Origin of the sequence: Brochothrix sp., from assembly GCF_017549435.1 — a bacterium.
Classification (GTDB): Bacteria; Bacillota; Bacilli; order Lactobacillales; family Listeriaceae; genus Brochothrix; species Brochothrix thermosphacta.
In genome coordinates, this window is record NZ_JAFYUW010000052.1 from 1 (window position 1) to 13,122 (window position 13,122).

At 34.7% G+C, this 13,122-nt stretch carries 9 protein-coding genes; 1 reads left to right on the forward strand and 8 read right to left on the reverse strand.

The genetic code is table 11. From position 1 onward, the window contains the following. Window positions 1-346 precede the first annotated feature (346 nt). The 4 genes from IKV95_RS03670 to IKV95_RS03685 form a co-directional block, all read right to left on the reverse strand. The gene (locus IKV95_RS03670; protein ID WP_287451415.1) at window positions 347-3,718 is read right to left on the reverse strand and encodes a hypothetical protein; all 3,372 of its coding nucleotides are present in this window, start codon (window positions 3,716-3,718) and stop codon (window positions 347-349) included. A gap of 118 nt (window positions 3,719-3,836) precedes the next feature. Further along, window positions 3,837-4,943, reverse strand: coding sequence for a non-hydrolyzing UDP-N-acetylglucosamine 2-epimerase (gene wecB, locus IKV95_RS03675; RefSeq protein WP_036027013.1), 1,107 nt, complete (start codon window positions 4,941-4,943; stop codon window positions 3,837-3,839). 16 nt (window positions 4,944-4,959) lie between these two features. Beyond that, window positions 4,960-6,795 (reverse strand): LTA synthase family protein, encoded by a 1,836-nt coding sequence (locus IKV95_RS03680; protein WP_287451416.1) that lies wholly within the window; start codon window positions 6,793-6,795, stop codon window positions 4,960-4,962. A 13-nt stretch (window positions 6,796-6,808) separates the two neighbouring features. Beyond that, window positions 6,809-8,128, reverse strand: a complete 1,320-nt coding sequence (locus IKV95_RS03685) for a glycosyltransferase family 2 protein (RefSeq protein ID WP_119904531.1) — start codon at window positions 8,126-8,128, stop codon at window positions 6,809-6,811. Between the two features lie 414 nt (window positions 8,129-8,542). On the opposite strand from IKV95_RS03685, the gene IKV95_RS03690 reads away from it, so the two are divergent. Further along, complete coding sequence (locus tag IKV95_RS03690; RefSeq protein WP_287451417.1) at window positions 8,543-10,042, forward strand: AcpB/EbpR/MafR family transcriptional regulator; 1,500 nt, start codon at window positions 8,543-8,545, stop codon at window positions 10,040-10,042. Between the two features lie 511 nt (window positions 10,043-10,553). Here the strand turns inward: IKV95_RS03690 and ribH are convergent. The 4 genes from ribH to IKV95_RS03710 all read right to left on the reverse strand — a co-directional run. Then, window positions 10,554-11,018, reverse strand: coding sequence for a 6,7-dimethyl-8-ribityllumazine synthase (gene ribH / locus IKV95_RS03695; protein ID WP_029091046.1), 465 nt, complete (start codon window positions 11,016-11,018; stop codon window positions 10,554-10,556). Window positions 11,019-11,031: 13 nt separating this feature from the next. Beyond that, window positions 11,032-12,237 (reverse strand): GTP cyclohydrolase II, encoded by a 1,206-nt coding sequence (ribA, locus tag IKV95_RS03700; RefSeq protein ID WP_483296357.1) that lies wholly within the window; start codon window positions 12,235-12,237, stop codon window positions 11,032-11,034. 19 nt (window positions 12,238-12,256) lie between these two features. Further along, the gene (locus IKV95_RS03705) at window positions 12,257-12,892 is read right to left on the reverse strand and encodes a riboflavin synthase (RefSeq protein WP_287451419.1); all 636 of its coding nucleotides are present in this window, start codon (window positions 12,890-12,892) and stop codon (window positions 12,257-12,259) included. Beyond that, the coding region (locus IKV95_RS03710; RefSeq protein ID WP_287451420.1) for a dihydrofolate reductase family protein at window positions 12,847-13,122 on the reverse strand (276 nt) is incomplete at its 5' end. The genes IKV95_RS03705 and IKV95_RS03710, both read right to left, overlap by 46 nt.

Consider the following 13,122-nt stretch of genomic DNA (forward strand, 5'->3'; position numbering starts at 1 on the left):
AAAAAGTAAAATAACGATTGTTAAACCATACTTCACATAATTAGTTAGATTAGATTCATTCATGAGATATTCATATGTGTAAAATGACATGTTATTTGACACCTCCCTATATATATATCTCTTTATTTTACCTAACGTCTTATTCATACGTCAATATCAATTCCTTATACACTCATCAAAAGGGTCTACTTTTGATACTCTAAATATACCTCACATCTTGAATAATAAATGATGTAACTAAAAAAACGCCAAGACTTTTTTACAAAAGTCTTAACGTTCCGTTTTATTTTATGATTTAATACCACTAATTATAATCTTATGATTAGTCGTAAATAAAATCATGCCTTTATTTAAGTTCGAAATTGTATACTTCTTTGCCTGCTTTATCAAGCACTTTTAGAGCATATGCATAGTTTTTTTCATTTCCAAAATCTTTAGGAATAATCGCTTGGAACGTATGGTCATCGCCCACACTTGTTGGAATACCCCATGAAGTTGGTGCACTGTGTAAGTTTTCAATTGTTTTTACAACTTTATTTGAGCTGTCTTTAATTTCTAACGTTTTGTTGAGGTCTTTAAATGATTCTTCCCCCGTCACATAACCATCAAAAACGAGTTCAGTATTATTATTCCAATATTTATTGAAAAGTCTAAGCTGTGTGTCTTCGCCAAATTTTTCAATCTTAATCGCTGGAGAGTTATCGCTGACAAATGGCGATACTTTATTCTCTTTCAAAACAACACTTTCAAGATCATTGTATTTATCATGATAAGCACCACTACGCATTGCTGGTTTATTTAGCTCTAGCTTAACTGAATCTTGATCAACACCATCAATTTTAATATTCATCGTGAAGCTGTAATCATCCGCTGCTAAATCACCTAACACATCATTGTTAACGATGAATTGATAACCATCAAATTGCCCTGTTTTATACCAATCGGTATTAGCAGCTGTGATTGTTTTCACTACTTGACCTTTTGAATCAGTAACAGATACCGTTTTTTCAACTTTTGTCTTATCCGTTAAATCCCAATCATCATTGTTAACTTTCCCTTCATAAACTAAGCCGAATTTTTCCCAGTAGCCTAGTTTAAATTCAGAAGTTGTCTCTGCAGCTGCTGCTTTTTCTACAATGGTTGTAATATTTTCTGACTTTTTATTTTCTTTTCCGTCTTGATGACCAATTAATGTCGCCGTAATTTCGTCACCTTCAGCTAAAGTTACATCTTTTGGTAATGAAAAACTAAATTCTTTTTCTGATTTCACTACTTCTGAAATGATTTTTTCACCATTTTGTGCAATTTCAATTGAATAATTACGTCCAAAATCAACTGCTTGTTGAGGAATATTACCAGTGATTTTTGTATCTTTAACCGTTAAATTATTCAATTCTGGATTAACGATTTTCCAATCCGCCCAGTTACTAGCATCCTTAACTTTTGTAGTGATTGTCTCACTCAGTTTAGACTCTTTATCTTTTTGATGCCCTTCAACTGTAATGGCAATTTCATCATCTTCTTCTAGTGTTACTTTTTCTGGTAATTCGAAATTGAATTTAGAATCAGATTCAACTTTTTCGTTTATAATTTCCGTACCATTTTGTGTGATAGTGACAGTATAATTACGATCAAAATCGATGTCTTGCTTAGCAATTTCACCTGTAATAGCAGTTGATTTTGTTGTTAATTCATCCAGTTCTGGGTTAGCGATTTTCCAGTCAGACCAGTTCGTACCATCTATTACTTCTGTTGATACTTTATCACTTGATACATCATCAAAATCAACTTGATGACCTACGACAGTGACTGTAACATTATCTTTGACTGCTAATTTCACTTCTTTTGGTAAGTCAATTTTATAATCACCATCTGGTGTAATTGCTTGTGTACTAATTACTTCATCATTCACCGCAACCTCAATTTCATAGTTACGGTCAAATTCTGTATCTTCTACTGGTACAGTTCCTGATACAAATGTGTCTGTATCTTTTACATCATTGATAGTCGCTGCTGCAACTTTCCAATTTTCATGATCTGTAACATCTTTCACAGTTTCTGTCGTATCTTCACTATCTTTGTCTTCCTTGTCTAGTTCGTGCCCCACAACGATTGCTGTTACTTTGTCCTTGTATTTCAAGTCGATTGAATCAGGAACACTCACCGAAAATTCACCACCGCGGGCTGTATAACCTTCTTCAGTCGCGACTAACTTATCATTCACTAACACTTCAACATCATAAGTACGACCGTTAAATTTATTTTGAATCGGGATGACACCTCTAATAATTTCATCACCTGATGAAATAGTTTCTAATTCTGTTGGTTCAACTGTCCAATTTTCCCAACTTTCTTGCCCTTCTTTATTTTCCTGAACAACTGTTTCAGCAACAAGGCTTTCTTTATCTGTTTCGCCTTCTTCATGTCCGATAATATAGGCCTTAACAACGTCACCTTTTTGAAGCACTTCATCAAATAACGGTGCGACTAGAGAACCAGATTCACCTGAAATAACAGCACGTTGTTTCTCAACATCATTAACTGTTACAACAGTTTCATAGGTGCGGCCATTTTGATGATTCTGCTCTGGTAAGTTACCTGTGATAATTGTTTCTTCATCATAAGCATCCGCTAAGGTAGGTGTTTTAATTTCCCAATCTGCCCATGAAGTTGAATCTTCACCCACAGTATAGAAAGTAGGTGCAGAAACTTTTGTATTCACAATACCATTACCATTAGCTTCTGTTTCAGTACCCTCTACATAAGCCTTTACAACTGTTCCATTTGCTAAAGGTTTATCTTTACCATTACCCAGTGGTTTATCAAACGTTTTTTGCCAGTTTCCTTCACTATCTAGCTGGATGTTTTTGTATTTTTTTCCATCAATTTCTAATGTTACAAAATAATTTGTATCATGTTCATTGTCCATTGGTTGATAACCTACTCCAGTAAAAGTCATTTCATCTTCTGAAGTAATTGTAGTCGGTTTCACCTTATTTTCAATCCACGTATCATCTGGTAAATCATTACCGTTTAACACTGATTCTGCTGCACCCCATGACCAGTTAATACCAAGGTCAGCGTTTCCAGATTTCACCTTAAAGTTGAAGAAGTCTTTACGCTCTACTAAACGCCCCGTATCTTTAGACCATTTATCTAAATCAATTTCTAGATTAACATTTTGATATTGATTCGCAGATACTACTGATACTTCACTAAAAATAACAATGGCATTTATTTTTTCATCAAAATAAGCTGTATCAAAACCATTTAGCGGCCCCGTTTTTTTATCCCATAATTTTTGAATCTTAACATTGCTATTACCAATCCCAATATTATGAAGACGATCTACAGACCCTCCTAAATATTGTTTGTAATTCGGTGTACTAAAAAATTCTGATGCAAATTCAGGATCTACTGTAATCGTTGTTTTCGTTTGCGTTGCAAATCCAACAGCCAATAATGCCGATGAATTTGTATTAATTGTTAAGACACCATCTGTGTTTTCTAAATTTTTAAATTTGTCAGAGTAGCCTGTTCCCATACTAGCAAGAGGTGTTATACCTGCGCTATTTGTAATGTTATTCAGTTGACTCTTTGTCACCTCTTTGTTAGTCATATCGGCTGATGCAACTAAAGGTACCATCATAATTGCAGGTATCATGAGTGTTGACGTTACTGCTAATTTTACTGCCTTCTTCTTTTTATTAATTGTCATTCGTTGTTCCTCCTTTGATATCTCATACTTTCTGCTTTATTTTAGCAGAATTACTACGCTTGATTCCGTCATGAAAAACAAGCTAGTTCTTAAAATTGAAATTCATCCTGCTCTCGATTTAACTCATTTTAATAAGTGCGGCTATTATTTTAGCCGAGGCATTACCATCTCCATAAGGATTGCTCGCTTTACTCATTTGTTCATACAGCACTCTATCGGTTAACAAATCTAGCATAGCGTTTTGAACAGTTTCTTTTTCAGTACCTATTAGTTTTAATGTGCCAGCTAAGACACCTTCCGGTCGTTCAGTAGTCTCACGTAAGACTAATACCGGCTTTCCTAATGAAGGGGCCTCTTCTTGAACTCCGCCAGAATCAGACATAATAAAATAGCTTCTCGCAGCCATATTATGAAAATCAAAAACATCTAGTGGACTAATGAGGTGAATACGGGGATGATTACCTAACAATTCATGTGCACTTTTTTGTACAATGGGATTCAGGTGGACTGGGAAAATAATGTGCGTGTGTATATCTGCATTTATCACCTCAGTTATCGCTTTAAATACTTCTTCCATTGGTGAACCCTGATTTTCACGTCGATGCATCGTCAGTAGTACAAAACGATCCTCCAGCGGAATTTTATGTAACACGGGGTGTTCATATGTATCTGTTATTGTATATTTCAATGCATCAATTGCTGTATTACCGGTTATATGAATCGCTGACTCATCATGTGCTTCATTCAAGAGATTTTGACGGCTTTCCTTAGTGGGTGCAAAGTAGATATCACTTAATGAATCTGTCAATTGACGATTCATTTCTTCAGGAAATGGTGAGTATTTATCATAAGTGCGTAGTCCAGCCTCAACATGACCTATTTTCACTTGATTATAAAAAGCTGCTAAGCTAGCTGCTAATGTTGTTGTTGTATCACCATGCACAAGGATTAGTTCTGGTTTTACACTTTTTAGTACACAATCTAATTGCTGAATAACATTACTTGTTATCTCAGACAATGTTTGTTGATCTTTCATAATGTCTAGATCAAAATCTGGCGAAATTGAGAACGTTGCTAATACTTGATCCAACATTTGGCGATGTTGAGCTGTTACTGTGACGATGACCTCAAAATTAACATTTTTTTTCAATGCTAAAATTAGTGGCGCCATTTTAATGGCTTCTGGGCGCGTGCCAAATACTATCATTATTTTCCTTTTTTTCATTGCTGCCTCCTTTTTGCTAAATGCTAAAGAGCTCTTTACTGTAGCCTTCTCCAACAAACATGTCATATTGAAATAATTGATAATCGTGCAGAGCCTCCTTTAGTGGCGCTGTTAAAGCAATTTTTTCACCTTTCGAATTTAAAAAAAGGTTCTTTGCAATATTATATGCAGGTAACTTTTGCATTAAGTCATGTTCAAACTGGTAGAAAGGAGCTTGTGCTACGCTCATTTCGCTGAAAGCTAAACTACCTAAAAAACCTGGGTTGATTATCTTTGGTTTTTGTTCACCATTTATTTTATTGTTCCAGACAAAATAAGGCGTTAAGTATTTTTGAAGTTGTTTATCGTCTTTAAAAAAAGCGTTATCGTATAATGATTGATTCAGAGCTGGTCCATGGTCACCGTAAAAAACAACTGTTGTCGGTTGATCTAGCTCGGTTAACTTTTGAATAAGTAAATCAATTGTTGTATCCATTTTTTTAACACCACGCGCATAAAGGGCCAATTGGTCACCATCAACGATATCTTGGTAGTTTTCTAATAAATTATCGTCTTGCTTCAACTTACCTTTTGTGGCTTCTGTATAGGGATAATGATTTTGCATACTGACACTGTTAATAAAAGTCGACTTGTCATTTTTGTTAACTTCTAACAAAATACGGTCAACAAAACTCATATCACTGATGTAGCCTTCATCATAATAAATCGGCAATTCCTTACTTTCAGCAATCATTGTTTCTCGTGATATAAAGGAATCAAATCCTAATTTTTTATACACCTCATTGCGTTGATAGCCTTTTTTCAAATGTGAATGAACCCCTTTTGTCTCATAACCTTGTTTTTTCAAAAAGAAAGGAATGCCGATATTATGATCGTTTTTTTCCAAAATATGATTATAGGCAATACTATTTTTTCGCAAAAAGTTATAATCAAATCCACTCAATAAACTAAACTCGACATTAACTGTACCACCACCAAAAACTGGGCTATACATCGAACCTCCGAATTTTTCTTGTAGTTTATGAATCGTTGGCAACGGATCTTCGGTCCACTTTGTATCAGGAAATTTCGTGGGATCAATCAAGGATTCGCTGAGGATATAAATAATTTTTTCTTTTTTCACAGGAACTGCTATTTTTTCTATCGGATATTTTGCATTGTATTTTAAAACAAGGTCCTTCATTACTATTTCTGAATAATCAGTTGGTCGCGGCATTATTTCAGGATTCATACTTTCAATAAAATACTCAACTGCACCACTGTTTTGATTTTCGCTTGTTCTTTGGGTTGCATAACTGGTTGAATGATTGATATATAGTAAACAACTCGCACTTACTACTACACTAATACAGAGACCTGTTACTCGTAATTCAAGCGATAGTTGTTTGTATCTCCAAAATTTATTGTACAGCCAGCCGCATAACACTATGACACTAACTGTCACTATAACCAATATAAAATGCGGTTTAATAGTCATTTCCCAGACTACCTCTTTCAATAAATTATTTTGGAAATCCGCCCAAACAATGGGTAAACCTGTACTTACGTTTTTCACACCATTGGCAACCGTAAGCAGTACACCTATCATGATAAATAGATAACTTCCAATCGCTATATTCGTTAATGAAATTACAAATAATAATACTGAATAACCTAATAAATAAATCGTTAATGGATAATTAAACACATTGGAAAAGTCCCTAATATTACTATTTTCAACCATTGACGTTACTAATAGGCCAACCAGCAATAGATAACCTATCAGATATATCCTCGATTTTTTATTAGCATTGAAAAATACTGTTGCTAACATTAACGCTAAAATAACACTCACATTAATAACTACATACATTTTCTATTTACCGCTACTTTCTATTCAGACTATCCGTAGAAATTGCACTTGAATGTTCCGTTTTTTTCCAGTGATTTTGTGGTAAAAACCATGTGAAAAAGCCTTGAATTTGTGCAAAGTAATAAAGAAGCGTTGAATAAAAGTAACCAATCCATAGCAACAAATACTCTTTGATACGCTGAGGAACTGACAGATCTTCAAAATAACTTTCACCTTCTTGAATAATATAAACTGTCGGTAATAATATATAATTAATAAACTCAAAAAATAACCAGAGCCAAAATAGCGAAAAGAAATAAGGAAAGCTTTCAATAAAACGACGATCAATCACTATTAGAAATACTAAACCTAATAACCATACCGAGCGTAGCATTGAATAAGAATAAACCAATGTTTCACATTTACTTATTAATTCTATTAATGATTTAGATTTGAAAAGAGAGCCTAGCTGTTGACCTGTTTTTGAAATCGCAATATACCAATGTCCTTGTGACCAACGTGTTCTTTGGACATGACTTGTCTTAATGTCATTTGGTTTCTCATCATATACTTTTGCAAAATGATTCCAAGTACTTTTTTTGCCTTGAATTGATAACTCTACTTGAATTTCAAAATCTTCAGTATAACTACGCGGTGTCCAACCATTTTCTTTAATATAATTTGTATCGATTGCAAAACCTGTACCACCAATTGATGTATTCCATCCCAAACGGTGTTTTGCATATTGAATCGCACGGTTAGTGATAAAATAGGCCGCTGCATACCCACGCGACATAAATGATTCATTGATATTTTTAGAATCTAGATAACCTTGTATGACTGTTAAGTCTGTGTGTGCTAGAAATTGCGAATTAATTTCCAATAAATAATTTTCTGAAATTAAATTGTCGGCATCAAGAAAAACAATGTAATCAAAATTTTGCCAATATGTTTTATTTTCACGTAAATATTTACCAATAACATGAGGTTTACCTCGGGGTTCTCCTCTTTTACTTCTGTTCTCAAAGAGATTAACACCGTCCCTTTTTCTCACGATACTTGCGGTCTTATCATTGCAGTTATCTGCAAGTGTCACCACTTTATAGAGATTTTTATCATAGTTCAATTGACCGATACTTTCTAAACAGTTATCAATTACATTTTCTTCATTATGTGCGGGTACAATAATTAGGAAACTTTTATCAGCTGCTTTAATATCATAATTACGTTTTACCTTTTTCAATCCAAATAAACCTAAAATTGAATAAAAACCTAAGTGAATAAAAACCACTATCGACATTATTAAAGTAAAAACCTTAATAAAATTGTATAAAAAATCTGGCACTACAAACATTATTCATTCCTCTTTTCTAAATTAAATGCTCTTTTTATAAAAAACACTTATGTTCAAACACTGTAATAAATAAAAATAGCCACTAATACTATAAATATAGTTAAAAAAATAACGTTACTCCGTGCGATACTCTTCTGATTCATTATGCTATCGCTCTCTTTTTGTGACTTAATCACCACTCTCGACTCCACTATAATCCCTCCCTTCGTTCTTTAGACAACCACATAAAGTGAAAACTTTGCATCTATATTACTAACTCATTATATTTAAATTCTCAAATAACCACCGTTCAAAATTCATTTTTGTTTTTTTTTTTTTGAAACTATCATAAACACCATTAAATGTTACAATTCCAGTAAGATACATAAAAATGTATCTTATTTTGTAATTATTCTAATAATCGGAGGTTAAATTTTGTTTTTACTTACGAATAAAAGTTATAAACGACAGTTACAATTAATACAGTCATGTTTCAATGCCTCAAGGCCGCTCTCACAAAAATATTTAACAACTACTTTAAAGTGTTCAATTTCAACCCTCACCAACACCATCAACTATATAAATGAAGAATTCGAATCCTTACAGTTTGAATATCGTGATGGCTGTTACACCCTCATTTCAAAAAGAGGTTACCGACTTAACGAAACATACAAACACTTTTTACAAACAGCTGAAGAATATAAACTTTTCGAACAACTTTTTTTTCATGAAGAAAGTATTCAATACTATGTAAATACGCTTTTCATGAGCGAGTCAAACATTCGAAGGATGGTGAAAAATCTCAATAAAGAACTGCGGCCAAAAGGTCTGTTCATCACTACAAATCCGATGAAGCTAAACGGAGATGAGTGGACAGTAAGACAAGCTTTCACTAGTTTTTTCTATGAAAAAAACCGTTTGGATTTCCAACAAACGTTTGGAGAAAATGTTCTATTTTATGATACCCTCACTGAAAAAACACTCTTTATTATGGGTGCTAAAGTATCTATGACAAACGCTCTCCTGTTAAAATACTGGTTGTATATCAGTGTTCAACGAACAAAAAAAAAGTATCATTTAAATAAACACACTTCTGCTACTAATGATGACTATTTCGCAAACACTCTTTATACATCAATTAAAGCGGATAATATTTTCCAACTTGAATTCACTAAAAATACAGGTCTTGCTGTCACATTAGAAACAATTGGAGATATACTTCCACATATAGATAGAACATTTATTAATAACAATCAACCACTGAAAGAAACCGATTATTACTTTTCTACCTATACAAATATTTCTTTACAGATGATCAGTGACCTCATAACTCAATTAGAGCGAGGATTAAATAGCTACGCTTCTTCAACTGTCAAAAATGAATCCATACATATGCTTTATAACTATTGTTCAACCCATTATTGTGTCCCTTCTTTTGCATACGATTTTAATAAGGCCTTTATTGATCTAATTCGCGAGAAAAATCCGCTCTTTGAACCCTTACTAAAAAAAACAATGACTCAACTCAACTATCCTCCAATGCTCCTTGAAGATCTAAATCAATATCATGGATTTTTTGAAATGATTACAATGTTATTCCCTGATTTTTTCATAACTTCTTCCAATTACAAACCGATACGAATCTTTCTAATAACAGATTTCATCCCCTCTTATGTTAGTTTTCTTATTTCCAGATTGTATGATGAATTTGGAACAGAAATCATTATTAACACGTGTGAGAACATCTCACGGGATACCCTTTTAAGAAGTGAGGATCTTTCTGAAAAAATTATTCTTATCAGTAATTTTTATGATTTACCAGTCAATGCCGAAGAATATGATGCGTTCATCTTTTTTAATAGTTTGTTAAGTGCTAATGACATTGCTAATATAAGAGCATTAATCGCAGTTGATAAAAAAAATTGGACCCTTTAATGCTCCCTACTACAACTCTAATGCTGTGACATCATTATAAAAAGTAGTGTCATAACACCATTTGTTTTAACACTGCTTTTTATAATCATACTTACCTTAAACATTTTTATTTTGATAACTACCTAACGTTTTCTTCTTACGTATACAGCGCCTTACCTCTAAGTGGAGGAATAATGGGCATCAAAAAAAGTTGCACAAAAGTGCAACTTTTTAATGACAACTGATTAGAGCTTTGCTACAAAAACAACTCTCTCTACGACACCTTTTAAAGCTTCAATCACATCCCCTTTTTAGATACATCAACCAATTAAAAATATAGTTGCTAACGAACCCCCTCTGTATAATCGATGTCTTTTCTAGGGTTCCAAAATTAACATACACTCTGTAAAAATATCTGCATAAACATCTGAAAGCCTAATCTAATGCTCAATGGTATTCCTTTTTTATAAACGGACATCAGCAAATTGACTGAAGTGTTACTCATTCCATTCATTTGGAAATAAGATATCCCTTAAGTTAATACTTTTGTTAATTGTGCCATCTCCAATAAACTCATAGCTGCGTCAACACCTTTGTTACCTGCTTTTGTACCTGCGCGTTCAATTGCTTGTTCAATCGATTCGGTCGTAACCACTCCAAAAATCACAGGTACGCCAGTTGTCAGACCAATATTAGCAACGCCTTTACTCACTTCATTACATACGTAATCATAATGTGAAGTCGCACCTCGAATGACGCAACCTAACGTGATAATGCCATCATATTTACCACTTTCAGCCATTTTTTTAGCAATAAAAGGAATTTCAAAAGCACCTGGTACCCAAGCAACATCAATATTATCTGTTGGTACATCATGGCGAATAAGGCTATCTACCGCACCATCCAATAATTTAGTGGTAATAAAATCGTTGAATCTCGCCACCACAATCCCTACTTTTAAATCTGTTCCTCGTAAATGTCCTTCAATAATATTCATCTTATTTCCTCCTCTAGTCAATTGTGAGTTGATGATTAAATTTTGTTTGTTTTGTTTTTAAATAGGCTTTATTTTCAAGGCGCGGGGCTATTTGCAACGCAATACGCTCCACTACTTCAATGCCATAGGCTTGTAGAGCAGTTACTTTATCCAAGTTATTCGTCAATAGTCGAATACGCTGAATCCCTAGTGTTTTAAGCATTGCTGCTGCTATACCGTAATCACGACCATCTGCCTCAAACCCTAACTCAATATTTGCATCGTAGGTATCCCGTCCCTGTTCTTGCAATTGATACGCACGCAACTTACTCACAAGACCAATACCGCGACCTTCCTGGCGTAAATACAAAACTGCACCAGTACCATCCGCTTCAATCCGTTGCAATGCTTCTCCCAATTGCTCACCACATTCGCAACGGTGCGAACCAAAAATATCACCCGTCATACATTCTGAGTGCAAACGAATTAATGGGATTTTTTCTGTTTCAAATTCGCCTTTACTAACAACAATCTGCTCTTTTTGATCCGATAATGAAGTCATCACCTGTACCTTAAAGTCACCATACTCTGTCGGTAAATCGACCTGAACATCCGCTTCAAGAATACGATCATTGATGAGATGTCGATACCTAACAATATCAGCAACGGTAATAAAAGGGATTGCCATTCTAACAGCTTGTTCTTTTAACTCAGGTCGCCTTGCCATTGTCCCATCAGTATTTAAAATTTCACAAATGTAGGCCACTGGTTGCGCACCTGCTAATCTAGCTAAGTCTACTGCGGTTTCCGTATGCCCTGCTCTTACAATGGCTCCATTATCCTGCCCTACTAAAGGAAAAATATGACCCGGTCGTAAAAAATCACTCGGCTTTGCCTCTGGATTGGCAAGCTCCCTAATTGTCAATGCACGTTCTGCCGTAGATATACCTGTTGTTGTTGTGTGATGATCAACACTGATGGTAAATGCTGTGCCATGTACATCCGTATTTTCAATCGTCATCTGCCCTAATCCTAGTCGCCCAGCTGTCCCTGCGCTCATCGGCACACAGACTAAACCACGTGCCTCTGTTACCATTTGATTTAATGTTTCACTCGTCGCATATTGAGCCAAACCTATCAAATCACCTTCAGCTTCACGGTTTTCATCATCTGCAACGATAATCAGTTTTCCTTGTTGTAAAAAATGTATGGCTTCTTCTACTCTCTTTTTTACTGACACAACGTTCCCCCCTTTATTGTTAATAACCATGTTGTTTTAAAAACGACTGACTGATACTTTGTCCATTATCTTCTAATAACGCACCTAAATACTTACTCAATAAATCGCTTTCCAGATTAACAATATCACCCACTTTTTTTTGACCTAACACCGTATGTGCCGCAGAATGTGGAATCAAAGCAACGACAAAAGCATCTGTACTTTTATCAATCACAGTAAGGCTTGTACCATCCAATGTGATTGAACCTTTTTTTACAATACGTCTTTTTTCTGAAGGCAACAACGCCAATTCATAATAAATGGCATTTTGTTCTTGCCAGCGGCGATTAATTTTCACAGTACCATCCACATGGCCTGATACAAAATGTCCGTCTAAACGACCTGTGATTGGCAAGGATCGTTCGAGATTGACGGGTTCACCCTGCTTCAAAAGGGATAGATTAGTCGTACGATACGTTTCGGGCATCGCCTCAGCGCTAAATACGCCCTCATTAATAGCAATAACTGTTAAGCAAACACCATTAACTGCAATACTATCACCCATTTTAGTTGCTTTTAAATCTGTTTCTGGAAATAGAACGTCTAACACCATACTCTCTCGCTGATGTGTTATTTTTTGTACCCGACCCATTTTTTCAACAATTCCAGTGAACATACTAGCCCCCCCTTTTCCTGTGGTAGCCATTGTAATTTAAAGTCAGTTCCTAACTGCTCCATACTTATTAATTTTAAATTTGGCTGTTGTACAATGGCTCCCCCAATAGCATCCACTCCTTCTGACCCTAAAAGATGAGGCGTCACATAGCTCAATAATTGTTGATAGTACCCACCATTTATAAAGGCATGTAATATTTTTGCGCCACCTTCAACAAATACGGACTGTAT

Excerpts from the sequence above, each read along its gene's own strand:
- IKV95_RS03670 (WP_287451415.1), bottom strand. The coding sequence starts at position 3,718 with ATGACAATTAATAAAAAGAAGAAGGCAGTAAAATTAGCAGTAACGTCA.
- wecB (WP_036027013.1), bottom strand. The coding sequence starts at position 4,943 with ATGAAAAAAAGGAAAATAATGATAGTATTTGGCACGCGCCCAGAAGCC.
- IKV95_RS03680 (WP_287451416.1), bottom strand. The coding sequence starts at position 6,795 with ATGTATGTAGTTATTAATGTGAGTGTTATTTTAGCGTTAATGTTAGCA.
- IKV95_RS03685 (WP_119904531.1), bottom strand. The coding sequence starts at position 8,128 with ATGTTTGTAGTGCCAGATTTTTTATACAATTTTATTAAGGTTTTTACT.
- ribH (WP_029091046.1), bottom strand. The coding sequence starts at position 11,018 with ATGAATATTATTGAAGGACATTTACGAGGAACAGATTTAAAAGTAGGG.
- IKV95_RS03705 (WP_287451419.1), bottom strand. The coding sequence starts at position 12,892 with ATGTTCACTGGAATTGTTGAAAAAATGGGTCGGGTACAAAAAATAACA.